The sequence below is a fragment of the Actinoplanes sp. NPDC000266 genome (assembly GCF_042899005.1).
GTDB lineage: Bacteria > Actinomycetota > Actinomycetes > Mycobacteriales > Micromonosporaceae > Actinoplanes.
Genome location: NZ_JBIAZI010000007.1, coordinates 45,277 through 70,282, shown reverse-complemented (window position 1 = coordinate 70,282; position 25,006 = coordinate 45,277). Strand labels below are relative to the sequence as shown.

26 protein-coding genes are annotated in these 25,006 nt (G+C 71.7%); 9 read left to right on the top strand and 17 right to left on the bottom strand.

The window, feature by feature from the left end; translation table 11 throughout:
• Positions 1-18 precede the first annotated feature (18 nt).
• Genes ACFY36_RS27775 through ACFY36_RS27765 form a run of 3 tightly spaced genes read right to left on the bottom strand, consistent with a single transcriptional unit; the run spans position 19 to position 4,540 of the window.
• Positions 19-360: a DUF952 domain-containing protein gene (locus ACFY36_RS27775; protein ID WP_499748855.1), complete on the bottom strand. Its 342-nt coding sequence runs from the start codon at positions 358-360 to the stop codon at positions 19-21.
• Positions 357-2,540: an ATP-dependent DNA helicase RecG gene (gene recG, locus ACFY36_RS27770; protein WP_499748854.1), complete on the bottom strand. Its 2,184-nt coding sequence runs from the start codon at positions 2,538-2,540 to the stop codon at positions 357-359. Before recG ends, ACFY36_RS27775 begins: the two co-directional genes overlap by 4 nt.
• Positions 2,537-4,540, bottom strand: a complete 2,004-nt coding sequence (locus ACFY36_RS27765; RefSeq protein WP_499748853.1) for a DAK2 domain-containing protein — start codon at positions 4,538-4,540, stop codon at positions 2,537-2,539. The genes recG and ACFY36_RS27765 overlap by 4 nt, the downstream gene beginning before the upstream one ends.
• A gap of 157 nt (positions 4,541-4,697) precedes the next feature.
• On the opposite strand from ACFY36_RS27765, the gene rpmB reads away from it, so the two are divergent.
• Positions 4,698-4,889 (top strand): 50S ribosomal protein L28, encoded by a 192-nt coding sequence (gene rpmB / locus ACFY36_RS27760; protein ID WP_097318353.1) that lies wholly within the window; start codon positions 4,698-4,700, stop codon positions 4,887-4,889.
• 121 nt (positions 4,890-5,010) lie between these two features.
• Here the strand turns inward: rpmB and ACFY36_RS27755 are convergent, their stop codons facing one another.
• Positions 5,011-5,469: a GNAT family N-acetyltransferase gene (locus ACFY36_RS27755; RefSeq protein WP_499748852.1), complete on the bottom strand. Its 459-nt coding sequence runs from the start codon at positions 5,467-5,469 to the stop codon at positions 5,011-5,013.
• Between the two features lie 57 nt (positions 5,470-5,526).
• Positions 5,527-6,483, bottom strand: coding sequence for a thiamine-phosphate kinase (locus ACFY36_RS27750; RefSeq protein WP_499748851.1), 957 nt, complete (start codon positions 6,481-6,483; stop codon positions 5,527-5,529).
• 59 nt (positions 6,484-6,542) lie between these two features.
• Between ACFY36_RS27750 and ACFY36_RS27745 the strand changes: the two genes are divergently transcribed.
• Together ACFY36_RS27745 and ACFY36_RS27740 are read left to right on the top strand one after the other, a co-directional pair.
• On the top strand, positions 6,543-6,776 hold the full coding sequence (locus ACFY36_RS27745; protein ID WP_097318348.1) for an Lrp/AsnC ligand binding domain-containing protein: 234 nt from the start codon (positions 6,543-6,545) through the stop codon (positions 6,774-6,776).
• A 1-nt stretch (position 6,777) separates the two neighbouring features.
• Positions 6,778-7,419 carry a DUF3515 family protein gene (locus ACFY36_RS27740; protein WP_499748850.1) on the top strand — a complete coding sequence of 214 codons (642 nt, stop codon included), beginning with the start codon at positions 6,778-6,780 and terminating at the stop codon, positions 7,417-7,419.
• On the opposite strand, the gene ACFY36_RS27735 is transcribed toward ACFY36_RS27740, so the two are convergent.
• The 8 genes from ACFY36_RS27735 to ACFY36_RS27700 form a co-directional block, all read right to left on the bottom strand.
• Positions 7,413-8,495, bottom strand: coding sequence for a D-alanine--D-alanine ligase family protein (locus tag ACFY36_RS27735; RefSeq protein ID WP_499748849.1), 1,083 nt, complete (start codon positions 8,493-8,495; stop codon positions 7,413-7,415). The genes ACFY36_RS27740 and ACFY36_RS27735 overlap by 7 nt on opposite strands.
• Before the next feature lie 119 nt (positions 8,496-8,614).
• Complete coding sequence (locus ACFY36_RS27730; protein WP_499748848.1) at positions 8,615-9,298, bottom strand: hypothetical protein; 684 nt, start codon at positions 9,296-9,298, stop codon at positions 8,615-8,617.
• Positions 9,295-10,173, bottom strand: coding sequence for an ABC transporter ATP-binding protein (locus tag ACFY36_RS27725; RefSeq protein WP_499748847.1), 879 nt, complete (start codon positions 10,171-10,173; stop codon positions 9,295-9,297). Before ACFY36_RS27725 ends, ACFY36_RS27730 begins: the two co-directional genes overlap by 4 nt.
• Complete coding sequence (locus tag ACFY36_RS27720; protein WP_499748846.1) at positions 10,170-10,520, bottom strand: GntR family transcriptional regulator; 351 nt, start codon at positions 10,518-10,520, stop codon at positions 10,170-10,172. Before ACFY36_RS27720 ends, ACFY36_RS27725 begins: the two co-directional genes overlap by 4 nt.
• An 81-nt stretch (positions 10,521-10,601) precedes the next feature.
• On the bottom strand, positions 10,602-10,964 hold the full coding sequence (locus ACFY36_RS27715; RefSeq protein ID WP_498691880.1) for a hypothetical protein: 363 nt from the start codon (positions 10,962-10,964) through the stop codon (positions 10,602-10,604).
• Positions 10,961-12,061 (bottom strand): cystathionine gamma-lyase, encoded by a 1,101-nt coding sequence (locus ACFY36_RS27710; RefSeq protein ID WP_499748845.1) that lies wholly within the window; start codon positions 12,059-12,061, stop codon positions 10,961-10,963. The genes ACFY36_RS27715 and ACFY36_RS27710 overlap by 4 nt, the downstream gene beginning before the upstream one ends.
• A complete protein-coding gene (locus ACFY36_RS27705; protein WP_499748844.1) occupies positions 12,058-13,053 on the bottom strand; it encodes an NAD(P)H-dependent glycerol-3-phosphate dehydrogenase in 996 nt (331 codons plus the stop codon). Before ACFY36_RS27705 ends, ACFY36_RS27710 begins: the two co-directional genes overlap by 4 nt.
• A complete protein-coding gene (locus tag ACFY36_RS27700; protein ID WP_499748843.1) occupies positions 13,050-13,781 on the bottom strand; it encodes a lysophospholipid acyltransferase family protein in 732 nt (243 codons plus the stop codon). The genes ACFY36_RS27705 and ACFY36_RS27700 overlap by 4 nt, the downstream gene beginning before the upstream one ends.
• Positions 13,782-13,902: 121 nt before the next feature.
• Here ACFY36_RS27700 and cofC point away from each other — a divergent pair, with 121 nt between their 5' ends.
• Genes cofC through ACFY36_RS27680 form a run of 4 tightly spaced genes read left to right on the top strand, consistent with a single transcriptional unit; the run spans position 13,903 to position 17,894 of the window.
• Complete coding sequence (gene cofC, locus ACFY36_RS27695) at positions 13,903-14,538, top strand: 2-phospho-L-lactate guanylyltransferase (protein ID WP_499748842.1); 636 nt, start codon at positions 13,903-13,905, stop codon at positions 14,536-14,538.
• Positions 14,539-14,555: 17 nt separating this feature from the next.
• Positions 14,556-14,753, top strand: a complete 198-nt coding sequence (locus ACFY36_RS27690) for a cold-shock protein (protein ID WP_498691885.1) — start codon at positions 14,556-14,558, stop codon at positions 14,751-14,753.
• A 43-nt stretch (positions 14,754-14,796) separates the two neighbouring features.
• Positions 14,797-17,013 carry an RNA degradosome polyphosphate kinase gene (locus tag ACFY36_RS27685; RefSeq protein ID WP_499748841.1) on the top strand — a complete coding sequence of 739 codons (2,217 nt, stop codon included), beginning with the start codon at positions 14,797-14,799 and terminating at the stop codon, positions 17,011-17,013.
• Positions 17,013-17,894, top strand: a complete 882-nt coding sequence (locus tag ACFY36_RS27680; RefSeq protein WP_499748840.1) for an NUDIX hydrolase — start codon at positions 17,013-17,015, stop codon at positions 17,892-17,894. The genes ACFY36_RS27685 and ACFY36_RS27680 overlap by 1 nt, the downstream gene beginning before the upstream one ends.
• Here the strand turns inward: ACFY36_RS27680 and ACFY36_RS27675 are convergent.
• The 4 genes from ACFY36_RS27675 to leuC form a co-directional block, all read right to left on the bottom strand.
• A complete protein-coding gene (locus tag ACFY36_RS27675; RefSeq protein ID WP_499748839.1) occupies positions 17,851-18,291 on the bottom strand; it encodes a hypothetical protein in 441 nt (146 codons plus the stop codon). The two genes, ACFY36_RS27680 and ACFY36_RS27675, sit on opposite strands and share 44 nt — an antisense overlap.
• A gap of 91 nt (positions 18,292-18,382) precedes the next feature.
• Positions 18,383-19,267, bottom strand: coding sequence for an HU family DNA-binding protein (locus ACFY36_RS27670; RefSeq protein ID WP_499748838.1), 885 nt, complete (start codon positions 19,265-19,267; stop codon positions 18,383-18,385).
• Positions 19,268-19,446: 179 nt separating this feature from the next.
• On the bottom strand, positions 19,447-20,034 hold the full coding sequence (gene leuD / locus ACFY36_RS27665; RefSeq protein WP_499748837.1) for a 3-isopropylmalate dehydratase small subunit: 588 nt from the start codon (positions 20,032-20,034) through the stop codon (positions 19,447-19,449).
• A gap of 14 nt (positions 20,035-20,048) precedes the next feature.
• On the bottom strand, positions 20,049-21,488 hold the full coding sequence (gene leuC, locus ACFY36_RS27660; protein ID WP_499748836.1) for a 3-isopropylmalate dehydratase large subunit: 1,440 nt from the start codon (positions 21,486-21,488) through the stop codon (positions 20,049-20,051).
• 49 nt (positions 21,489-21,537) lie between these two features.
• Here leuC and ACFY36_RS27655 point away from each other — a divergent pair, with 49 nt between their 5' ends.
• Together ACFY36_RS27655 and ACFY36_RS27650 are read left to right on the top strand one after the other, a co-directional pair.
• Positions 21,538-22,224: an IclR family transcriptional regulator gene (locus ACFY36_RS27655; RefSeq protein ID WP_023561932.1), complete on the top strand. Its 687-nt coding sequence runs from the start codon at positions 21,538-21,540 to the stop codon at positions 22,222-22,224.
• A 39-nt stretch (positions 22,225-22,263) separates the two neighbouring features.
• Positions 22,264-24,981 (top strand): helix-turn-helix transcriptional regulator, encoded by a 2,718-nt coding sequence (locus tag ACFY36_RS27650; RefSeq protein ID WP_499748835.1) that lies wholly within the window; start codon positions 22,264-22,266, stop codon positions 24,979-24,981.
• The last annotated feature ends 25 nt before the right edge of the window (positions 24,982-25,006 follow it).

Genomic DNA, 25,006 nt, shown 5'->3' with positions numbered 1-25,006 from the left:
TCGGCCGGGGCGCTTTTTTCATATCCGTGGCGGCTGGAAGGACCCATCCGGTTCCGGGTCGTACGGATGGACGGCCACCACGGCGCTGACGGGCAACGCGGCGTACAGATGGGGAAAAAGCTCTCCGTCCGGCTTGGGCGGATCGCCCTGCTCCCAGGTGGCCGGCACGGGCAGCCGGTCCTCGTCGATCTCCAGCAGCACGAGGTCGCGCCGGCCGTGGAACAGGAAGTTGGCCGGGCCGCTGACCTGCGCGGCCGTCGAACAGTGGATGTAGCCCTGTGTGGCCAGCGAGTCGGCCTCGTACGTCCCCACCGCGACCGCCTCGTCCCAGGCGGCCCGGGGGCAGATGTGCAGGATCATCCCTTCTCCAGATATTCGGCCCGCTCCTCGTCGACGAACGCGGCCACCGAGGCCGCCAGGGCGGGGTATTTGGACAGGTCCGGGTCGTCACCGACCAGCTCGGCCGCCTCGGCCCGGGCGTCGGTGATGAGCTTGGTGTCGCGCAGCAGCGACAACAGCCGTAGATGGGAATGCTTGCCGGACTGCGAGGCGCCCAGCACGTCGCCCTCGCGGCGCTGCTCCAGGTCGATCTCGGAGAGCTTGAAGCCGTCGGTGGTGGACGCCACCGCGTCCAGCCGCTCGCGGGCCGCCGTGCCCTCCACCGACTCGGTGACGAGCAGGCAGATGCCGGCCGCCGAGCCCCGGCCGACCCGGCCCCGCAGCTGGTGCAGCTGGGACACGCCGAACCGATCGGCATCCATGATCACCATCACCGTCGCGTTGGGCACGTCGACCCCGACCTCGATCACCGTGGTCGCCACCAGCACGTCCAGGTCGCCGGCGGCGAAGCGGCGCATCACCGCGTCTTTCTCGTCGGCCGGCAGCTTGCCGTGCAGGACGGCGATCCGCAGGCCGTGCAGCGGGCCCTCCTCGAGGATCGGCGCCACGTCCATCACGGCCAGGGGCGGGCGCCGGGCCGGCTCGTTGTCGCCCGGCGGCTCCTCTTCCTCTTCGGACGCGCCGGTGCCGATGCGCGGGCAGACGACGTACGCCTGATGGCCGGCCTGGACCTCCTCGCGCAACCGTCGCCAGGCCCGGTCGAGGAAGGCGGGCTTCTCGGGCGGCACGACATGGGAGGCGATGGGCGAGCGGCCACGCGGCAGCTGCGACAGCACCGAGGTCTCGAGATCGCCGTAGACGGTCATGGCCACCGTGCGCGGGATCGGGGTCGCGGTCATCACCAGCACGTGCGGCGGGGTGGCGGCCTTGGCCCGCAGCGCGTCACGCTGCTCGACACCGAACCGGTGCTGCTCGTCCACGACCACCAGTCCGAGATCGTGGAAGTCGACCCCTTCGTACAGCAGAGCGTGCGTGCCCACGACGATGCCGGCCGTGCCGTCGGCCACCTTGGCCAGCGCCGCCCTCTTCGCGGCGGCCCCGAGCGAACCGGTGACCAGGGTGAGCTGGGTGCCGGCCGGGTCGCCGTCGATCTCGCCGGCCCGGCCGAGCGCGCCCAGCTGCGCGCCGATGCCGCGGAAATGCTGGGTGGCCAGCACCTCGGTCGGCGCCAGCAGGGCGGCCTGACCGCCCGCGTCGACGACCTGCAGCATGGCCCGCACCGAGACGAGGGTCTTGCCGGAACCCACCTCGCCCTGCAGGAGCCGGTGCATCGGGTGGGCCTGGGCCAGGTCGGCCGCGATCTCCTCGCCGACGCTGCGCTGGCCGTCGGTCAGCTCGTACGGCAGACCGGCGTCGAACTTGGCCAGAATGCCGCCGTCTTTCTTCGGGCGGGCCCGGCCCGCCGTCGCGGAGGCTCGCGCCCGGCGTTGCGCCAAGGTCACCTGAACCGCGAACGCTTCATCCCATTTCAAGCGATATTTTGCGACTTGTAGCGCCTCATTGGACGACGGGCGGTGGATCTCGTGAAGCGCCTTGCCGATGCCGATCAGGTTGCGGTTGGCCCGCACCGGCGCCGGAAGCGGATCGGGCGGCGCCTCGAAGGTGTCGAGCAGCGTCCGCACGCACTTGGCGATCACCCAGGTCGGCACGGCCTGCGCGGCCGGGTAGACCGGGATGAGGGCGCCGGCGAACTCCTCGATCTCCTCGGCCGCCTCGTCCTGCGTGGCGTCGGCGCTGAGCAGCTGGTAGGCCGGGCCGTTGAGCTGGCGCTTGCCCCGGAAGTCGGTCACCTTGCCCGCGAACAGTCCCCAGCGCCCCTTGCGCAGCTCGCGCTCACGCCACGCCTGGTTGAAGAAGGTGCAGGTCAGGGTGGCGCCGGAGCCGTCGCCGATGGTGACCTCGAGCATGTTGCCGCGGCGCTGCCGCATCGGCTTGACGGCGATGCCCTGCACCTGGGCGAGGAGGGTGACCTGCTCCCCGATCTGGAGGCCGCGCATGTCGGTGTGCTCGCCACGCTCGTCGTAGCGGCGCGGGAAGTGGTAGACGAGATCGCCGGCGGTGTGCAGCTCGAGGTGGTCGGCGAGGGCCTTGGCCGTCTTGGCGCCGAGGACCTTCTCCAGCGGGGTGTCGATGGTGGTCATTCCACTCCAACCAGCAGGTGATAGCGGGGTTGCCCGCCGGCGTAACTGTGCAGCTCGACGAAGGGCCAGGCCCGGGTGACGTACGCCCGCAGTTTGTCCTCGAGGCCGTCGGGCGCGTCGGCGCCGAGCACGAGCGTGACCAGTTCACCGCCGCCACCCAGCATGCGGTCGAGCAGCTGGAGACCGACCGCGGCCACATCGTCGCCGATCACGTGAACTTCACCGTCGACCAGCCCGAGCAGATCACCGGCCCGGCAGGGCCCGGCCACGGTGAGCGAATCACGCTGCGCGGTGCAGACCTCGCCGTATCGGCAGGCCCCGGCCGCCTCGGCCATGGCGATGACATCATCGGCGAAGGACCGCTCCGGATCGCGGACGGCCAGGGCGGCCAGCGCCTGAACCGGCGACCGGGTGGGCACGACACTGACCCGGACCCCGGCCGCCTCAGCCTCCCGAGCGGCCGAGACGGCGACGGCATGGGTGTTGGCGTCATTGGGCAGCAGCACGACGCAGCGGGCACCCGAGGCGGTGATCGCCTCGAGCATCTCCCGGGTCGACGGGTTACGCCCGACGACGGTGGCCCCTTCGGCCTCGAAGAGCGACGTGAGCCCTTCCCCGGCCGCGACCACGACGGCGCCGCGCCCGCTGGCCGGCCGCTCGGCCTCACCGGGCCCATGCCCACGGTCGTCAAGCGGCGTGACACTGATCCGATGGGGCCGCCCGGCTTCGACACCGGCCTCGACCGCGGGCCCGATCCCCCGCGCCCCGACATGGACGTGCACGTTCCAGGTCTGCCGCCCGGCCCCACCACTGCCCACCACGACCAGCGAGTCACCAAGGGCGTCGAGCACCCGCCGCAGCCCGTCGACGGCCTCGGGCTCGGCATCGAGCAGATATTGCACCTCGTAGCCGTACTCCCCCTCACCCGTACCGGCCTCACGCGCGACCACCAGGCCGGCGGGACGGTCCCCGGATGCCCGGTCGTCACCCAGCGAGGAGCCGCCGCCGCCCAGAGCAGAGTCACCACCGAGAGAAGGGCCACCGCCCAGCGAGGAAAGACCGGCGGGCGAGGACGCGGAACGGCCCTCGAGGGCAGGGTCACCGCCCACCGAGGAGGCGGCGGGCAAGGGGGTGCCGCCGGGGGAAGGGCTCTTGGTGGGGCCGGGTTTGTTGTCCGGCTCGGCAACTTGCTCGTCGTGGGCGCCGGCCGGGGTCAGGGCCTCGACCAGAGCGTCGAGCAGGAGGCAGAGGCCGCGGCCGCCGGCGTCGACGACTCCGGCCCGGGCCAGGGCGGGCAGCTGCTGAGGGGTGCGGGCCAGGGCCTCCGAGGCGGCGCGGGCGGCGGCGCGGGCCACGGCCAGGAGGTCGTCGGATTTTATGCGGGCGGCGGCCTCGGCGGCGGCGGCGACGACGGAGAGCACAGTGCCCTCGACCGGGCGGGCCACGGCCGAATAAGCCGCCTCGGAGGCCGATCTCAGCGCCCGGGCCAGCTCGGCGCCGCGCACCGCGGCCGACGCGGCGAGGCTGTCGGCCATGCCCCGCAGGATCTGCGAGACGATCACACCGGAGTTGCCCCGCGCGCCCAGCAGCGCTCCCCGGGCCATCCGCCGCATGGCCCGCGCGAGCGGGGTGCCGTCGGGCAGATCGCCCACGCCGGCCGGGTCGGCCACGCCGGCCGGGCCGATCGCGCCGGCCGAACCGATCGCGCCCGCCGGACCGGTCGCACCCGCCGAACCGATCGCACCTGGCCAACCGATCGCGCCCGCCGGCCTCCCGAACGGCGACGCCGGGAAATCAGGGGTCCCGGTGGCCTCGTGCGCCTCTGAAGCGTCCAGGGCCTCCTGGGCCGACGTGAGGGTGAGCACCAGGTTGGTGCCCGTGTCGCCGTCGGGGACGGGGTAGACGTTCAGCTCGTCGATTTCGCGCTGATGGGCACGAAGCGCCTGGAGGCCGCCGCCGCACCAGCGGCGAACGGCGGCGACGTCCAGGGTCTCGAGCACGCGAAAATCGTACTAACCACCTCTGACAATTGCCGGGGCGCCGCGAGTGGCCAGGACCGATTCGCCGACTCGCCCGGGCATCATGTAACCTTGCCGGGTTGCCTGCGGCCATGCTCGCTGGGCGCCTTCAGTTTTCGTTTCGACCCAGGAGTTACCCGTGGCTAGCGTGTGCGACGTCTGTGGCAAGGGACCGGGCTTCGGCCACAACGTGTCCCACTCGCACCGGCGGACCAACCGCCGCTGGAACCCGAACATCCAGTCTGTGCGCACCCCCGCCGGTGGCGGCACGACCCGCAAGGTCAAGGCCTGCACCTCGTGCATCAAGGCCGGCAAGGTCACTCGCGCCTGACCTGAGTTCGTCCACCAGCCCTTCGGCCACTGGCCGGAGGGCTGGTTGTGTTTGCCCCGCCCAGCGCGGGAGGGCCGGCGCCCGGTGCTGAGCACCGGGCGGACGACCGGGACGGGGAGCCTCAGAGGGGCTTGGCGAAGGACAGGACGCCCTCCTCGCCCGCGTAGTAGCCGAAGTCCTCGATGCGGGCGTAACCGGCCGACTCGTACAGGCCGATCGCCTCTGGCTGTTTGTCGCCCGTCTCCAGGATGAGCCGGCGGCAACCGGCCTCGCGGGCCGACTCCTCGACCTTCGCCAGCAGGCGGCGGCCCAAGCCCCGGCCCCGGGCCGCCTTCGCGGTGAACATGCGCTTGAGCTCGGCGTCCTCGCCGTGACGGCGCCAGCCGGCGCAGCCCACCAGCTTTTCGCCGTCGTCGGCCACGAAGAAGTCGCCCTGTGGCGGGAGGAACTCCGCCGCGTCGATCGGGGTGTCGTCGCCGCTGCCGCCGTAGCGGTCCGCCAGCTCCTGCATCACGTCGGCGAGCAGCAGGCGGACCACGGGCTCGGCGAGCTCGGCCCGCCTGATCTTGATCTCTGGCACGAGGCCAACCCTATGGCGCGGCGGTGACCCGCGCCGTGGCGTGGGACACCACCGGCCTCAGCGGAAGTGGTCCCAGCCGAGCGGGCCGCTCCACGGCTTCCGGTCGACCGTGATCCCCGTCCCCTCGTGGACCCGGCCGATCGGGCGCCAGCCGTCCGGCAGCTCGGCCCCGGCCGGGAACGTCGCCGCCAGGGCGTGGTCGTCGCCGCCGGCCAGGAGCCACTGGAGCGGGTCGACGCCCAGGGCCGTGGCCGCGTCGCGCATCTGGTCGGAGACCTCGAAGGCGCCCGACTCGATGTCCAGGCCGACCACGCTGGCCTTGGCGATGTGGCCGAGGTCCTGGAGGAGGCCGTCCGAGATGTCGATCATCGAGGTGGCGCCGGCGCGGGCCGCGGCCGGGCCCGCCGCATAGGGGACCGACGGGCGGCGGTACGCCTCGACCAGCGCCTTCGGCGTACGGAAGCCCCGGGAGAGCACCGTATATCCGGCCGCCGCGTAGCCGATGCGCCCGGCCAGGGCGATCACGTCGCCCGGCTGGGCGCCGGTACGCACCACCGGCGCCTGGCCGGCCAGGTCGCCCAGTGCGGTCACGGCGATGGTCAGGGTCGGGCTCGACGACATGTCGCCGCCGACCACGCTCGCCCCGACCAGGGACGCCTCGGCCGACAGGCCGGAGGCCAGATCCTCGGCCCAGGCGATGTCCATGTCGGGCGGAGCGCACAGCGCGACCAGCAACGCCGTCGGCGCCGCGCCCATCGCCGCGATGTCGGCCAGGTTGGCCGCGGCGGCCCGATGACCGACGTCGGCCGGGCCGGACCAGTCGCGGCGGAAGTGCCGGCCCTCGACAAGGACATCGGTGGATGCCACTATCCGACCGTCGGGCGCGGCCACGATCGCGCTGTCGTCGCCCGGACCGAGCAGCGTCGTCGGGCCGGTCTCGAGCCGTGCGACCACCCGGGCGATGAGCCCGAACTCGCCGGCCTCGGCAATGCTCACGTGTACACGGCCTTTCATTCTTGGTCTTTACGGTAGTTTCACGTTCGGGTTACGGCGGTGGGGAATGGAGTCAGAGCGTGGTCCAGGCATACATCCTGATCCAAACCGAGGTCGGAAAGGCCCATGACGTGGCCGCCGCGATCGGCAAAATACCGGGCGTCGTACGAGTGGACGCCGTCACCGGGCCGTACGACGTGGTCGTGCTGGCCGAGGCGCACACGGTCGACGACCTCGGCAGCCTCATTGTGAGCAAAGTCCAGTACGTTCCGGGCATCATGCGGACGCTGACCTGCTCCGTGGTAAACCTCTGACATGGTTGATGTGGAGAACCCCCCGGTCAAGAAGCCTGATCCGGCGGCGAAGGGCGCGGCGCTGTGGGCCACCCTCATCGCCGTGCCGGTGGCTCTGATCGTGGGTCTCCTGGTCTTCTGGAGGATCACGCCGGACGGCGACACCTCCGCCGCCGAGCCGGCCGCCAGCGCGTCCACCCCGGTCGTCGCGCCGTCCACTCCGGTCCGGATGGACGCCCCGAAACTCGACGCCCGTACGGCCCAGGTCTGCCTCGCGGTGACCTCGCAGCTGCCCACCGAGGTCCGCGGTCTGCCCCAGCGCAAGGTGAGCGCCGGCCCGGAGCAGAACGCGGCGTACGGGGAGCCGGCCATCACCGTCGCGTGTGGCCTGCCCCAGCCGACCATGTGCGAGCGGGTCGACGGCGGCCATCCGGGCTGTGTGCCGCTGGACGCCACCATGCTGAAGATGAACGGCGTCTGCTGGTACGGGCAGGACCTGCCGGCGACCGACGTCTTCACCACGATGGACCGTGAGGTTCCCGTTCAGGTCCAGGTACCGGGCAGCTACGAGCAGACCGGGCAGTGGGCCAACGAGTTCTCGGACGCCGTGGTCCAGACGGTGAAGTCGAAGACCACCGGCGTCCCGACCGGATGTAATCAGTGAAGGCCGGTGCCGCGGCGTAGCGCGGTGCGGACCAGCCGGTCGACCACCTTGGGATATTCCAGGCCGGTGGCCGCCCACATCAGCGGGAACATCGAGGTCGGCGTCATGCCGGGCATCGTGTTGATCTCGTTGAGGTAGATCTGGTGGTCGGCCGTGACGAAGAAGTCGACGCGGGCCAGGCCGGCGCAGTCGAGGGCGGTGAAGGTGCGCCGCGCGTAGTCCTGGACCTGGCGGGTGACCTCGTCCGGCAGACCCGCCGGGAGGTCGTAACCGCCGCCGGTGATGTATTTCGTCTCGAAGTCGTACCAGTCGTTGTCGCCGACGTGGATCTCGGCCAGCAGGGACGCGTCGGGCGCGCCCCCGGCCTCGCTCTCGAGCACCCCGCACTCGATCTCGCGGCCGACGATGGCGGCCTCGACGAGCACCTTGGGATCGATCTGGCGGGCGGTGGCGACGGCGTCGTCGAGGTCGGCCCAGTCGGTCACCTTGGTGATGCCGTGCGACGAGCCGGCGCGTGACGGCTTCACGAAGACCGGCAGGCCCAGGCGCTCCTTGTCGGCCTCGGACAGTGAGACGCCCGCGCGCAGCACCGCGTAGGGCCCCACCGGGATGCCCTCGACCGCGGCCAGCTTCTTGGTGAACTCCTTGTCCATGGCCGCGGCCGAGGCGAAGACGTTGGCGCCCACGTAGGGCAGGCCGGCCATCTCGAGCAGGCCCTGGATGGTGCCGTCCTCGCCGTAGGCGCCGTGCAGCACCGGGAAGACGACATCGACGCCGGCCAGCGAGGACACGCCCGCACCCGGGTCCCGCACGATGAGCTCGGCGTTGGCCAGCACGACCTCGGACCCGCTGGCCGCGGTGATCTCGGGCAGCTTCCGGTCGACGATGGCCAGGGAGCCGGGGTCGTCGCCGGCCAGGACCCACTGGCCCGACCGGGTGATGCCGACCGGAACCACCTCGTACTGATCCGGGTCGAGCGCGCCCAGAATCGCTCCGGCGCTCACGCAGGAGATCGCGTGCTCGGTGCTGCGACCGCCGAACACGATCGCGACTCGGGTCTTCCGAGGGGTCGTCACTTCTCTTCGGGCCTCTCGCTAGCGGGCTTGCCGGGGGTGACCCTACTCTGCGTGAGCCACCTCCGGGATCCGCCGGTCTGCCGCGAACTCGCAGTTCATCAGGCCTTTACGGGGTGTAGTCAGCCCGAGGTCCGGCGGATCGGTGTGTCGCGCAGAACCGCGTAGATCGCCAGGAAGCCGGCGACGGTCGCCGTGAGCGTGACGGTCAGCGCCGGCCCGTACGGAAGCCGGTGCAGCGTCTCGCCGAACTCGTCGAAGCGGATCAGGTTGTCGGCCACCGCGAGCGGGATCACGCTGGGCAGGATCAGCGGCACACCGATCCACGGGTTCCACCGGTAGAAGCCGGCCGTGACCAGCATGCCGGTCACCATGTAGGCCATCGCGCCCGGCAGCAGATGACCGAACTCGGACACCGCCCCGGTGACGTGGAAGACGGGGTAGGTCTCGCCGCGCAGGCCGAGGGCGCCCAGCAGCAGGCTCTCCACGGCGTGCCCGGCGACGACCAGCGCCGTGAACAGCGCGGTCAGCCCGGCCCCGAACAGGGCCAGGCCGCCGAGGAACTCACGGCGGGTGATGCCGTTGGCGACGAACTGTTTCAGGTGCAGGCTGATCACGATGATGCCGGCCACCAGGGGCCAGTATTTGGTCGCCGAACCGGCCACCACCAGCCAGAAGCTGAACCTCGACTCGCCGGCCGCGCGATTGATGACGACCAGGGCGACCGCCTCGACCGTCAGCAGGATGGCCCAGAAGACGATCAGGATGAACCGGTAGAGCCGGAACAGGGTGCTGAACACGGTCATCGCGACGCCTCCAGCGGCTGCGAGGTGAGGTGGACGAACAGGTCCTGGATGCCGATCGGGCCGAAGCTGAGCCCGGCCGCCTCACCGCGCTCGATGTCGCCGGCGCCGAAGCGGCCGTCGAGGGTGAGGGCGCGCACGCCGCCGAGGGTCTGCTCGCCGAGGACCGTGTGCCCGGCCGCGAAGGCGGTGACCGCTTCGTAGGGCCCGGTGACGGTGACGCCGCGGCCGCGCAGGGCGTCGGTCTCGTCGTGCACGATGACCCGGCCGCGATCCATGATGATCACCCGCTCGAAGAGGTCGGCGACCTCCTCGATGAGGTGGGTGGACAGCAGGATCGTGCGCGGGTGCCGGAGATAGTCGTCCAGCAGTTCGCGGTAGAACAGGGTGCGGGCCACCGCGTCCATGCCCAGGTAGGACTCGTCCAGGATGGTCAGCGGGGCGCGCGCGGCCAGGCCGAGCACCACGCCGAAGGCGGAGCGCTGACCCCGGGAGAGCGCCGACACCCGCTTGCGCGGGTTCAGCCCGAAGACCTCGATCAGATGCGAGGCGTACGCCGGATCCCACGTGGGGCGCAGCCGGGCGGCGAGGTCGAGCGCCGCCTGGAGGCGGTCGGAGTCGCTCAGGTCGAGGGTGTCGCGGACGAAGCTGGTGCGGCGGGCCACGCGCGGGTTCTCGAAGGCGTCCTCGCCGTCGATCCGGACAAGACCGGAGGACGGTTTGCGGTACGAGGCGATCGCGCTCAGCAGGCTCGTCTTGCCGGAGCCGTTGCGGCCGAGCAGGCCGTAGATCTTGCCGCCCTCCAGGTCGAGATCGACGCTGTCGACGGCCACGGTCCCGCCGTAGCGGACGGTGAGGTCGCGTATCTCGATGCTCACTTCTCCCCCAGGTGCTTGACGATCTCGTCGACGCTGATGCCGATCCGTTTCGCCTCGTCGAGCATCGGGGCGACCACCTCGGCGAAGAACCGCTCGCGCCGCTCGGCGCGCAGCCTGGCCCGGGCGTCGGGGCTGACGAACATGCCGATCCCGCGCCGCTTGTAGAGCACGCCCTCGTCGACGAGCTGGGCGAAGCCCTTCGCCGCGGTGGCGGGGTTGATCCGGTAGAACGCCGCGTACTGGTTCGTCGACATCACCTGCTGGTCCTCCTCGAGGCCCCCGCTGAGGATGTCGTTCTTGATGCCCTCGGCGATCTGGAGGTAGATCGGGCTGCGGTCGTGGAACACGCCGAGCCTCCCTACTTCAGTGGTTCATTACTCATGTAACGAACCATAGACCCACGGCGCCAACGACGGCAAGAAGGATTTCTAGGCGGCGAACGTCTGCGGGAGCACGCCTTCGTCCCACAGACGGTCCAGATGGGCCAGGAAGCCGACCAGGCTGCGCTCCAGGTCGCGGCGCTCGGTCTCGGGCAGCACGGCCAGCGGGTCGCTGAAGACCAGGCCCTCCGGGTGCTTGGCCCGGGTGCCGACGAACTTCAGGCAGGCCGAGCACCACACGTAGCTGACCAGGGTCGGGCGCCGCGCGTTCGCGGGCGCGTTGAAGTACGCCCGCAGGCGGCGCTCCCCGCAGGCCGGGCAGTCCCGCTCGCCCGGCTCCGCGAAGAAGCTCGACCCCTGGGTCAGGGACGCGACCTGGTCGCCCGAGAAGCTGTTCCAGGCCACGCTCACGCCTCGTCCAGCGCCGCCGTCAGATCGGCCAGCAGATCGGCGGTGTCCTCGATGCCGCAGGAGAACCGCACGAAGCCCGGCGACGTGTCGTCGCCCCACTGGGCGCGCCGGTCGGCCGTGCTGTGGACGCCGCCGAACGAGGTGGCCGCGAAGACCAGGCCCGAGGCGGCCAGGAAGCGGGCCACCCGCTGCTCGTCGCCCAGATCGAACGAGACCACGCCGGGAACGCGGCGCATCTGGCGCCGGGCCACCTCGTACGACGGGTCGCCCTCCAGGCCGGGCCAGCGCACCCCGGTCACATCGTCACGCGAGGCCAGGAACGCGGCGACGGCGGCCGCGTTCTGGGTCTGGCGGGCCAGCCGCAGGTCGAGCGTGGCGATCGAGCGGTGGGCCAGCCACGCGTCGAACGCGCCCGGCACCGCGCCGGTCTGCTTGCGCCACGTCTCGACCTTGTCGAACACCGCGATGTCGTTGGTGGCCACGTAACCCAGCAGGACGTCCGAGTGGCCGGTCAGCGCCTTGGTGCCCGAGGCGACGACCACGTCGGCGCCGAGCGCCAGCGGGGTCTGCCCGAGCGGCGTCGAGGTCGTGTTGTCCACGGCGACCAGGGCGCCGGCCGCGTGCGCGGCATCGGCCACGGCCTGGATGTCGCACACGTCGAGGCCCGGGTTGGCCGGGGTTTCGAGCAGTACGAGGCGTACACCCTCGAAGCTCGGATAGGGCCCGGCGGTGGGCACCAGGACCGTCTTCACGCCGAGGTCGCGCAGCGTGCCCTCGGCGAAGGCGCGGACGGTGAAATAGCCGTCCGAGGGCAGGGCCACGGTGTCGCCGGTGCGCAGCACGGCCAGCATCAGCGCCGTGATGGCGGCCTGGCCGCTGGAGAAGACGAGCGTACGGCCGCCCTCGAGCTCGCCGATGGCCGACTCGAGGTTGCGCCGGGTCGGGTGCTGGGTGCGGGCGTAGTCGTTCAGCCCGGGACCGTCGGCGGGGTCCAGGTGATAGGGCGCGGCGAAGACCGGTCCCGGCAGGAACGGCTCGCCCACCGCGGGGTCGGGCAGTCCGGCGTGCACCGCGCGCGTGCCATCCGAATAACTCATTCCGGCTTCATCTCCCGGCCCATCAGAAGTTTCACGGCGACCCGCGGATCGGCGCCCTCGTGGCAGACCTTCTCGACCTGCTCGGTGATCGGCATTTCCACCCCGTGCGCCCGCGCCAGGTCGCGGATCGCCAGGCAGCTCTTCACGCCCTCGGCGGTCTGCCGGGCCGCCGCCTGGGCCTGCTCCAGCGTCTTGCCGAGACCGAGCTGCTCACCGAACGTACGGTTGCGCGACAGCGGCGACGAGCAGGTCGCGACCAGATCACCCAGACCGGCGAGGCCGGCGAAGGTGAGCGGGTCGGCGCCCAGCGCCGCCCCCAGCCGGGCCGTCTCGGCCAGGCCACGGGTGATCAGCGAGGCCCGGGTGTTGTCGCCCAGGCCCATCGCCGCCGCCATTCCGTAGGCCAGGGCGATCACGTTCTTGACGGCGCCGCCCAGCTCGCAGCCGATCAGGTCCTCGCTCGTGTACGGCCGCAGGTAGGGCAGCGCCATCGCGTGCTGCACGGCCCGGCAGCGCGCGGCGTCGGTGCCGGCGACCACCGTCGCGGCCGGCTGCTCGGCCGCGATCTCGGGCGCCAGGTTGGGTCCGGAGACGACCACCACCCGGTCCTGCTCGACGTGCGCGGTCTCGACGATGACCTGGCTCATCCGCTTGGTCGTGCCGAGCTCGATGCCCTTCATCAGCGACACGATGGTCGAGCCGGGCTCGAAGGCGCCGGCCCACTCGGCCAGGTTGCCGCGCAACGTCTGCGACGGCACCGCGATGGCGACCAGCCCGGCCCCGGCGACGGCCTCGGCCAGCTCGGTGGTGGCGGTGATGCGCTCGGGCAGCTTGATGCCGGGCAGCGCGCCCTCGTTGACGTGGCTGTCCCGGATCGAGGTGGCGACCGCGTCGCGCCGGGCCCACATCGTCACGTCGGCGCCCGCCTCGGCCAGCACCTTGGCGAAGGCCGTGCCCCAGGCGCCCGATCCGATGACCGCGGCCCGCGTCACGCGCTCTCCTCCGACGTGGTGGCCTTCCGCTTCGGGCGGTCGTAGAGGACCGCGGGCGGCTGCTCGTGGCGCAGCGTGCCGAGCAGCGCGCTGATGTCGCGCATGATGTGCTCGGTCATCTCCTCGAGCACGGGCCGCGACGGGGTGGCGCCGGTCCAGCGGCTCAGGTCGACCGGGTCGCCGGCGGTGACGGTCACCCGGCGGCGCGGGCGCAGGCTGAGCTTGCCGCTGCGCGGATCGAAGATGTCCTGCGAACCCCAGTTGGCCATCGGGATCACCTGAGCGCCGGTGACCAGGGCGAGCCGGGCGGCGCCGGTCTTGCCGCGCATGGGCCACAGCTCGGGGTCGCGGGTGGTCGTGCCCTCGGGGTAGATGACCACGACGCCGCCCTGGTTCAGGGCGTCGACGAGCACGTCGAGCGACTTCACGGCCTCGACGCTGCCGCGCTCGACCGGGATCTGCTTGACCTTGCGCAGGAACGGGCCCATCACCGGCACCCGCCACAGGCTGGCCTTGCCGAGGAACTGAGGCCAGCGGCCGGTGCCGTAGATGTAGTGCGCGACCACGAGCGGATCGAAGTGCGACACATGGTTGGGGACGAGGATCACGCCGCCCGTCTTCGGGATCTTCTCCATCTCGAGCCAGGTCCGCTTGGTCCAGACCTTGAGCACGGGAATCACCAGCACGGCCGCGAACCGCCGCCAGAATCCGAGCCTGCGGTGCGCCACGGCCCCTCCTACCTGCTGTGCGGCGTGTCCCCGCCGCGTCTCAAATACGAAATCATGCCCGCTCGAAGCCCGCGGTACCAGGTGGGGTCCTTACCACCGGAGGGCTGGCACACTTGGCCGGATGGGTGGGGACTGGACGGCTGTCATGCCGGTCAAGCGACTGGGGCTGGCTAAGAGCCGGCTGCGCGGGGCCGTTCCGGCGGCCCGGCACGCCGACCTGGCGCTCGCCATGGTGCTCGACACGGCCACCGCGGTGCTCGCGGTGTGCGACCTCACTGTCGTGACCGACGATCCGGTGGCGGCCGCCGCTGTCGCGGGCCTGGGCGCCCAGGTGGTGCCCGATCTTCCGGGCGCCGGGCTGAACGAGGCCATGCGGTACGGCGCCGACGAGGTGACCGGACTCACGCGGCGCCGGGCCGTTCTCGCCGGTGATCTCCCGGCGCTGCGCCCCGCCGAGTTGGACGAGGCGCTGAGCGACGTCTCGAAAAGGGCTTACGTGGCCGACGCCGCGGGGACCGGCACCGTGCTCCTGGCCGCCGGACCCGGCGTACACCTGGAACCGCTCTTCGGAATCGGCTCGGCGCGGGCCCATGCCGAGTCGGGCGCGCGGGCCCTCGACGGCGCTTGGCCGGGCCTGCGGCAGGACGTCGACACCCCCGCCGACCTGGAAACCGTCCTCGCCCTGGGCGCCGGGGCGCACACCTGCGCGCTTCTGCGTGATCTGGGACTCAAGGTGGCCTGCGTCTCGGCCGCCTGACCGGTAGCGTCGAGGCCATGCAGGGGACGATCGCGACATTCGACGCCGGCGACCGCACCGGCACGCTTCTTCTCGACGACGGGACTGAGCTGGCCTTCGACGCGCCCGCTTTCGACGGTTCCGGGCTGCGCAAGCTCCGGCTCGGTCAACGGGTCGACGTCGAGCGCGATCCGGGGGGCATTGTCCGTCAGGTGAGAATCCCCGGCATCGTCTAGCCAGCGCGTTTCACGTTCCGCCGAAAGCGGCAATGATGGAGCGATGCAGACCCCGCCCCGGACCCCGGACAGCCGTCGGCGTGGCCCGAACGGCCGTTTTCTCCCGCGATCGGCCGAGCAGAAGACAACGGAGCAACTCGTGACCGCCAGCATTGAACCCGTCGAGGCTCCCGAGCACGACCGCCCGGAGCTGCCCGAGGACCGTTTCCTCAACCGCGAGCTGTCCTGGCTCGACTTCAACTCCCGCGTGCTGACGCTGGCCGAGGAGCCGAAGACGCCGCTGCTGGAGCGGGCGAAGTTCCTGGCCATCTTCGCCAGCAACCTCGACGAGTTCTACATGGTGCGGGTGGCCGGGCTCAAGCGGCGCCTCAGCGCCGGCCTGCCGATGCGCGGCGGCGACCGCAGCTCGCTGCGCAACCAGCTCGAGATGATCTCGCAGCGGGTGGCCGATCTGGTCACCCGCCAGGCCGCCTGCTTCGCCGACGAGGTGCGCCCCAAGCTGTCGGCCGAGGGCATCGAGCTGGTCTCGTGGAGCGAGCTCGACGCGCCCGAGCGCGAGCGGCTGCGCACGTACTTCCGCGAGCAGATCTTCCCGGTGCTGACCCCGCTGGCGGTCGACCCGGCGCACCCGTTCCCGTACATCTCGAGCCGGTCCCTGAACCTCGCGGTGGCCTTGCGTGATCCCGACGACGCCAACGCCGAGTTGTTCGCCCGCATCAAGGTGCCGAACAACGTGCCCCGCTTCGTCACCGTGCAGAACGACAGCCGCGGCGTGCGCTTCCTGCCGGTCGAGGAGCTCGTGGCGGTCCACCTCGACCAGCTCTTCCCCGGCATGCAGGTGCTCGAGTGGCACCTGTTCCGGGTGACCCGCAACGCCGAGCTCGAGGTCGACGAGGACCGCGACGAAGATTTGCTGCAGGCCCTGGAGCGCGAGCTGGCCCAGCGCCGCTTCGGCCCGCCGGTGCGGCTCGAGGTGGCCGCCTCGATCAGCGACCACGTGCTCGAGCTGCTCGTGCGCGAGCTCGACATGGACAGCGAGGACGTGCAGCGGGTGCCCGGCCTGCTCGACCTGTCGGCGCTGTGGCAGGTGTTCGGCGAGAGCGACCGCGACGACCTCAAGGACCGCCCGTTCGTGCCGGCCACCCATCCGCAGCTGGCCGACGGCGAGGTGCCGCGCAGCGTCTTCAACCGCCTGCGCGAGAGCGACATCCTGGTCCACCACCCGTACCACTCGTTCTCGACCAGCGTGCAGCGCTTCATCGAGCAGGCCGCGGCCGACCCCAACGTGCTCGCCATCAAGCAGACGCTCTACCGCACCTCGGGCGACTCCCCGATCGTCGACGCGCTGGTCGACGCGGCCGCCGCCGGCAAGCAGGTCGTGGTGCTGGTCGAGGTCAAGGCGCGCTTCGACGAGGTGGCCAACATCGCCTGGGCCCGGACGCTGGAGCGGGCCGGCTGCCACGTCGTCTACGGCCTGGTGGGTCTCAAGACCCACTGCAAGACCGCTTTGGTGGTACGCCAGGAGGGCAACCAGATCCGGCGCTACTGCCACATCGGCACGGGCAACTACCACCCCAAGACCGCGCGCCTCTACGAGGATTTCGGCATGCTCACCGCCGATCCCGAGGTCGGCGCCGACGTCACCGACCTGTTCAACGTGCTGACCGGATACAGCCGCCAGCGCAAATACCGCCGTCTGCTGGTGGCGCCGCACGGCGTGCGCTCCGGCCTGATCGAGCGGATCGAGGAGCAGGCCCGCATCGCCCGCGAGGGCGGTGAGGCGCTCGTGCAGATCAAGGTGAACTCGCTGGTCGACGAGGAGAGCATCGACGCCCTCTACCGCGCCTCGCAGGACGGCGTGAAGGTCGATCTGATCATCCGGGGCATGTGCGCGCTGCGGCCCGGCGTCCCCGGCCTCTCCGAGAACATCCGGGTCCGCTCGATCGTCGGCCGGTTCCTGGAACACTCGCGGGTCTTCCGGTTCGGCCTGGGCGACGACGCCGAATACTGGATCGGCTCGGCCGACCTGATGCACCGCAACCTCGACCGCCGCGTCGAGGCGCTGGTCCGCGTGGTCAAGCCGAGCGCCCGCGAGGAGCTGCGGCACGTCCTGGAGCTGTCGATGGACGACAGCACCGAGGGTTTCGACCTGCACGGCGACGGCAGCTGGCACCGCAACCCGGCCGGCCCCACCGACCCGAGCACCCACCTGCAGGACGCGCTGCTGCGCCGTGTCGACAAGCGGACGAAGGCCGTCTGATGCCGGAACCGATCCGCGCCGCGGGCGGCGTGCTCCACCGCCCGGCCGGCGACGGCCTCGAGGTCTGCCTGGTGCACCGTCCCCGCTACGACGACTGGGCGCTGCCCAAGGGCCACCTCGACAAGGGCGAGCCGGCCCTGCTGGGCGCGGTCCGCGAGGTGCTGGAGGAGACCGGCCGGCGGGGACGCCCCCAGCTGGCCCTGCCCCGCGTCGAATACGACCTGCCCGACGGCCGCCCCAAGACGGTGGACTACTGGCTGATGGCCGTCACCGGCGACGAGGCTCCGGTCCAGGACACCGGCGAGGTCGACCAGATCGCGTGGCTGCCCCTGGCCGAGGCCGCCGAGCGGGTCAGCTACGACGACGAGCGCGCGCTGCTCGAGCATGTGGCGGCGCTGCCGCCGGTCACGGCGGTGGCGGTTCTCGTACGCCACGCGCACGCCGGCGAGCGTAAGAAGTGGAACGGCAACGACGCGCTGCGCCCGATCGACCCGGTCGGGCTGGCCCAGGCCGAGCGGATCGCCGAGCTGGTCGCGCCGCTCGCCCCGGACCGGCTGGTGGCGGCGACGCCGTTGCGGTGCAAGCAGACCCTGGAGCCGCTCGCGGCCGCGCTGGGCGGCAAGCCGATCGTGATGGACGGCGGTTTCGCCGAGCCGTCCGACGCCGACGAGGCGCCGGCCAAGGCCAAACTGGCCGCGCAGCGCCTGTCCGACCTGCGTTCCGGTGGCCTGACCGTGGTCTGCAGCCAGGGCAAGCTGATTCCGGGTCTGCTGGCCGCGCTGGCCGACGCGCCCGATCCGGCGCCCTACAAGACCGCCAAGGGCGACGGCTGGCTGCTCACCTGGTCCGGCGACCGCCTGCTGGGCTTGTCGCGGCTCTGACGCGTTCCCGGCTTCTCACCGGCGGCCGGTCGGCCCGCCACAGGCCGAGCCGGTCGCCGGTGAGCCAGCGGGCCCGCCACAGCTCGTCCCCGCGTGGTTCCCAGTCGCGATAGGGCAGCAGCGCGACCCGCCAGCTCAACACACAGACGAGATACCAGCTGTAGACAGGGATCAACCCCAGAAAGGCGTCCCGGGGCCGGTACGAGGCCCACGGGGCCAGCAGGCGCACGGCCAGGCCGGCCCAGGCGCCGGTGACGATCCAGTCGAGCAGGCCCGACCCGGTCCACCGCTCGGCCAGCCCGCCCATCGTCCAGCCCGGCACGATGGCGGCCGCGAACAGAAGGGCCGCGATCAGCGACCGGCCCACCAACCCCCGCGGCGACGCTCTGCGCTCCATGACCGGACGGTAGGCACAGTGGCCACTTCCGCGCCGGGACACAGAAAAAGCGTCCACCGTACGGGTGGACGCCTTCTCGGCGGTGCGTGCCTCAGCTGGTCTTGCGGCTGGAGCGGGCGGCGCGGGCGCGGGACGGGGTCTCCGCCGCGGCCGCGGTCGTGGTCTTGCGAGCCGTGGTCTTCTTGGCCGCGGCGGTCTTCGTCGCGGTGGCAGCCTTCTTGGCGGGGGCGGCCTTGGTCGCGGCGGTCTTCTTCGCCGCGGTCGCCTTGGTGGCGGTGGCCTTGGTGGCAGTCGCCTTGGTGGCGGCGGCCTTCGTAGCCGTCGCCTTGGTGGCGGCGGCCTTGGTAGCCGTCGCCTTCGTGGCGGTCGCCTTGGTGGCAGTGGACTTCGCCGGCGCCGCCTTGGTCGCCGTCGCCTTGGTGGCGGCGGTCTTGGCGGGCGCGGCCTTGGTGGCGGTCGTCTTCTTGGCGGCGGCCGTCTTGGTCGCGGCCGTCGTGGACTTCGCCGGGGTCGCCTTGGTGGCGGCGGTCTTCTTGGCCGCCGTCGTCTTGGTGGCCGCGGTCTTGGCCGGCGCGGCCTTGGTCGCGGCCGCCTTGGTGGCGGTGGACTTCGCGGGCGCGGCCTTGGTCGCCGTCGCCTTGGTCGCCGTCGCCTTGGTGGCGGTGGCGGCCTTCTTGGCCGGGGCCGCGGCCTTCGCGACCTTTCCGCTCGCCACCATCTCGCGGAAGGCGGTGCCAGGCTTGAACGCCGGCACCGATGTTTTCTTCACTTTCACCGGTTCGCCGGTGCGAGGATTGCGGGCCGTACGCGCATTGCGTGCCCGCTTCTCGAAGACGCCGAAGCCGGTGATGGCAACCCGGTCGCCCTTGGTGACGGCGTTCTCCACCTCGCTGATGACCGCGTCGAGCGCCGCCGTCGCGGTTTTCCGGTCACCTAGCCGGGCGGCCAGCGCCTCGATAAGCTCGGCCTTGTTCACGATTTTCCTCCCGAACGTGAGAAGTGGCCCAATGCGAGCCATTCTGCGCGCACCGTATGCCCTCTGACCAGCGGACACAAACATTAGTGTCAAAAAAGCCCTTGTGTTACAACGAAATCGCCCCCACCGGGGACTCGGTGGGGGCGAAATTTCTTGCCAGGACAGGGATTCCGCGAGGGTCAGACGACGACCGGCTTGAAGGCGGGACGCTTCTGCTCGTACGCCGTGATGAGCTCCTCATGGCGCAGCGTCAGTCCGATGTCGTCGAGGCCCTCCATGAGCCTCCACCTGCTGAAATCGTCGATCGGGAACTGCCAGGAGGCGTCGTCCACGCGCACCTGACGAGCTCCCAGGTCGACCGTGATCTGCTTGTCCGGCTCGCTCTCACCGAGATCCCAGAGGGCCTCGACGGCCTTCTGGTCGAGCTGGACGGGCAGCAGACCCTCCTTCAGAGCATTCCCCCGGAAGATATCTCCGAAGCGGGCCGCGATGACCACCTTGAAGCCCCAGTCGCGCAGCGCCCAGACCGCGTGCTGGCGCGACGATCCGGTGCCGAAGTTGGGCCCGGCGACCAGGATCGTGGCCCCGGCGTGGGCCGGATTGTTGAGCACGAAGGAGGGGTCGTCCTTCCACGCGCTGAACAGACCGTCCTCGAAACCGGTGCGGGTGACCCGCTTCAGATAGACGGCGGGGATGATCTGGTCGGTGTCCACATCGGAGCGCCGCAGCGGCATGACCTTGCCGCTGTGTGTCACGAACTTGTCCATGTCTGTCTCCGGTCTCAGAGGTCGGCGGGGGCGGCCAGCTTGCCGACCACGGCGGTGGCGGCGGCGACCTGCGGCGAGACCAGATGCGTACGACCGCCCTTGCCCTGCCGTCCCTCGAAGTTGCGGTTGGAGGTCGAAGCGGCGCGCTGGCCCGGCGTGAGCGTGTCCGGGTTCATGCCCAGGCACATGGAACAGCCCGCGAACCGCCACTCGGCGCCCGCCTCGGTGAAGACCTTGTCGAGGCCCTCGGCCTCGGCCGCCTCGCGCACCTTGTACGACCCCGGCACGATCATCATGCGGACGCCGTCGTGCACCTTGTGGCCGCGGATGACGTCGGCGGCGGCGCGCAGGTCCTCGATGCGGCCGTTGGTGCAGGAGCCGACGAAGACCACGTCGACCGGAACGTCCTTGAACGGCGTGCCCGGCGCGAGATCCATGTATTCCAGCGCGCGGCGGGCGGCGCTGCGGTCGGTCTCCTCGACGAACTCCTCGGGGTCGGGGACCACGCTGTCGAGCGGGGCGCCCTGTCCCGGGTTGGTGCCCCAGGTGATGAACGGGCTGATCGCCGAGGCGTCCAGGATGATCTCGGTGTCGTACTCGGCGCCCTCGTCGGTGACGAGCGTGCGCCAATAGTCGACCGCGGCGTCCCACTGCTCGCCCTTGGGCGCGTGCTCGCGGCCCTCCAGGTAAGCGAAAGTGGTGTCGTCGGGCGCGATCATGCCGGCCTTGGCGCCCCACTCGATGCTCATGTTGCAGATGGTCATCCGGCCCTCCATGGAGAGCTTGCGGATGGCCTCGCCGCGATATTCGACGATGTGGCCGTTGCCGCCGCCGGTGCCGGTCTGCGTGATGAGGGCCAGGATCAGGTCCTTGGCGCTCACGCCGGGGCCGAGCTCGCCGACGACCGTGACAGCCATCGTCTTCGGCTTCGCCTGCGGCAGCGTCTGTGTGGCCAGCACGTGCTCGACCTCGCTGGTGCCGATGCCGAACGCGAGCGCGCCGAACGCGCCGTGCGTGGCCGTGTGCGAATCGCCGCAGACGATGGTCGTGCCGGGCTGGGTGAGACCGAGCTGCGGCCCGATCACGTGGACGATGCCCTGGTTGATGTCGCCCAGCGGGCGGATCTGCACGCCGAACTCGGCGCAGTTCTTGCGCAGCGTCTCGATCTGCGTCCGCGAGGTGGTGTCGGCGATCGTGAAGAGCTCGCCGCGCTTGGTGTTGAACGCCGGGTCGGCATAGCCCGTCGGCGTGTTGTGGTCCTCGGTCGCGAGCGTGAGATCGGTGCGTCGAACCGGACGACCGGCCATCCGCAGGCCGTCGAAGGCCTGCGGGCTGGTCACCTCGTGCAAGAGGTGCAGGTCGATGTAGAGCAGATCAGGCTCACCCTCGGCAGCACGCACGACGTGGTCGTCCCAGACCTTTTCGGCCAGGGTCCTCGGAGTGACTCCCACCATCTGGACATCCTAAATTCTGGGAGGTATGTTTCGGCTTGTGGGACACAGTATGAGCGGTGTCGGCGTTCTCGACAAGGCGGTCGTCATCTTGGCGGCCTGTGTCGACGGCGCCAGCCTGGCGGAACTCGTCGACCGAACGAAGCTGCCCCGGGCGACGGCACATCGCCTGGCCCAGGCCTTGGAGATCCACCGGATGCTGGTGCGGGACACCCAGGGCCGCTGGCGCCCGGGCCCCCGTCTGGGCGAGCTGGCCAACGCCGCCCCCGACGTTCTGCTGACCGCGGCGGAGCCCCTGCTTTCCGCATTGCGGGACGCGACCGGGGAAAGCGCGCAGCTCTACTTGCGCCGCGCCGACGAGCGCATCTGCGTGGCCGCGGCCGAGCGCGCGAGCGGCCTTCGCGACACCGTTCCGGTCGGCTCGGTGCTGCCGATGGTGGCCGGTTCGGCCGCGCAGATCCTGCTCGCCTGGGAGCCGCCCGAGGCGGTCATGCCGCTGCTGCCCCGCTGCAAGTTCACCGGCCGCACCCTGGCCGAGGTCCGCCGCCGCGGCTGGGCCCAGAGCGTGGCCGAGCGCGAGCCCGGTGTGGCCAGTGTCTCGGCCCCGATCCGCGACCGGACGGGCCGGGTCATCGCGTCCATCTCGATAAGCGGTCCGATCGAACGCCTCGGCCGCCGCCCCGGTGAGCGCCACGCGATGGCCGTGGTCCGCGCCGGGCAACGACTTTCGGGTCTCTGAGGGTCGCTGAGCAGGTAGTTCCATCGATAGGGTCGCCACGTGCGGCTGTTCGGGCGCGAAGCGGAGTGCGCCACTCTCGACGAGCTCGTCGCCGGCATCCGGAGCAGGCGCAGCGCGACTCTGGTGCTGCGCGGCGAGGCCGGCGTGGGCAAGACCTCGCTGCTGCGCCACGCGGAGCGCGCGGCCGCCCGCGCCCTCTGGGTGAGCGGGGTCGAGGCCGAGGCCGATTTCCCGTACGCCGCCTTGCATCGGCTCCTCGTCCCCCTGCTCGGCGCTCCCCTGCTCGACCGGCTCCCGGCCACCCAGCGCGCCGCCCTCGAGGTCGCCTGCGGGCTCTCCGACGGGCCACCGCCCGATCTCTATCTGGTCAGCCTGGCCACCCTCACCCTGCTCGCCCGTGAGCCCCGGCTCTGCGTCGTCGACGACGCCCAATGGATCGACAGCGAATCGTTGCGGGCGCTCGCCTTCGTGGGCCGCCGGCTGCACGCCGAGGGCGTGGTGCTGCTGTTCGGCCTGCGGGCCGAGCCGGACGACGCGGATCCGTTGCCGGGCCTGCCCGTGCGGCAGATCACCGGCCTCGGCCGCGACGCCGTGGCGGCTCTGCTGGCCGAGGTGGTCGACGGCCCGGTGAACCCGGCCCTGGCCGCCCGCGTGGCCGGGGCCACCGGCGGCAATCCGCTCGCCCTGACCGATCTGGGCCGCGAGCTGACGGCCGATCAGTGGGGCGGCGCCACGCCCCTGCCCGATCCGGTGCCGATCGGCAGCCGCCTCGAGAGCCACTACGCGGCCCGGATCGCCGCCTATCCACGGGGAACCCGCACGTGGCTGCTCCTGGCCGCGGCGAACGCGGGCGGCACCGGCGCGCTGGTGTCGGCGGCCGCGCGGGCGCTCGGCGCCGATCTGGCGGACGCCGCGACGGCCGAGGCCGACCGGTTCGTCACCGGGTCACCCCCGGTGCTCTTCCGTCATCCGCTCGTCCTGTCGGCGGTCTACGGCGCCGCGACGTCGGCCGAGCGCCGGGCCGCGCACCGCGCGCTGGCGGCGGCGGTCACCGACCCGGCCGAGGCCGACCGCCGCGCCTGGCATCTGGCCGCGGCCGCCGACGGCCCGGACGAGACGGTCGCGGCCGATCTGGAGCGCTGCGCCGACCGGGCCGGCGCCCGCGGCGGACACACCGCCCGGGCCGGTTTTCTGGGGCGGGCGGCCGAACTGACCCCCGATCCGGCCGTCCGCGCGCAGCGGCGGGTGCGGGCGGCCGGCGCCGCGATGGCGGCCGGGGCGCCGGCCCGGGCGCTCGCGATCCTCGACGCGGTCGACGTCCCGCTGCCCGGACCGGACCGCGGCGCGGCCCTGATGACCCGCGCCTACGCCGAGATCAACGCCGGGGCGCCGGCCGGCCTGCTGACCGCGCCGGCCAAGTGCCTGGCCGCCGCCGAGGCCTTCGGCGACGACCGGTCCCGGGCCCGCGAGGCCGTCGTCCAGGCCATCGAGCACGTCATCACCGCCGAGCACCTGGCCGACGTGTCCGAGGCCCGGATAGCCGAGGTCGCGGCCCCGCTGGCCGGCGACGACGACCTGGACGGGCTGTTGCTCGCCGGCTACGCGGCCTTCACCGTCAGCGGCTACGAATCCGGTGTGCCCGCCCTGCGCCGCGCCGTCACCGCGCTCACCGATCCGGCGCTGCCCGGGGAGAAACTGCTCAACCGGCTCGTCGTCGGCGTCAACTTCTGCAACCTGCTCTGGGACGACGAGTCCAAGCGGGCCATCCTCGAACGGGCCGAGAAGGTCGCCCGGCGCACCGGCGCCCTGCACCGGCTCGATCTGGTCCACTTCCTGGGCGCGATGACCGAGGCGATGCTCGGGCGGCTCGGCGAGGCCGACCGGCACGACGCCGCCGGGCAGCGGCTGCGCCAGGCCATCGGGCTGACCGCGGCCCAGGAGCCGGTGTGGCGTCATCCGGAGCTGCTGGCCTGGCACGGGCCGGCCGAGGTGCGCGAGAGCATCCGGCCCACCCTGAACGTCTTCGCGGCGCTGCACATGGGCGGCATGCTCGGCACGACCCGGCTGAGCCTGGCCGTCCTCGACATCGCGGCGGGCGACTACGGCCCGGCCCGCGACACCCTGCGCGGGCTGGTCGAGCTGGGCCGGCCGCGCCGCTACGCGTGGGCGCTGCCCGACCTGATCGAGGCCGCGCTGCGGGCCGGCGACCGGAAGACCGCCGAACAGGCGTACTCGGATCTGTCGCTGGCCGTCATCGCCTCGGGCATGCCCCGCGTGATGGGGTTGCTGGAGCGCGGCTGCGCGCTGCTGTCCGGGCCCGAGGACGCGGAAAGGCACTACCAGCAAGCGATCATCCATCTGAGCGGGACGATCGCGCACGGCGATCTGGCTCGGGCCCATCTGCTGTACGGCGAGTGGCTGCGCCGCCGCCGGCGACGGCGCGACGCCGGATATCACCTGACTCTGGCCCTGGAGATGTTCGACGAGGTTCGGGCGGGCGCCTTCGCGGCACGCGCGCGGCAGGAGCTGGAAGCGCTCGGCGGTGCGGTGCTCACCCCCGTACAGCCGGAGAACGAAACGGCCCTGACCCCGCAGGAGGCCGCCGTGGCGCGCCTCGCGCGCAACGGCGGGACGAACGCCGAGATCGCCGCGCATCTGTTCCTGAGCGCGAACACTGTGGATTACCACCTGCGCAAGATTTACCGGAAGCTCGGCGTCAGCTCGCGGCGGCAACTGCGGGAGACGTTGCACGACTGACTACGTGTGGCGCGTGGTCCGCGAG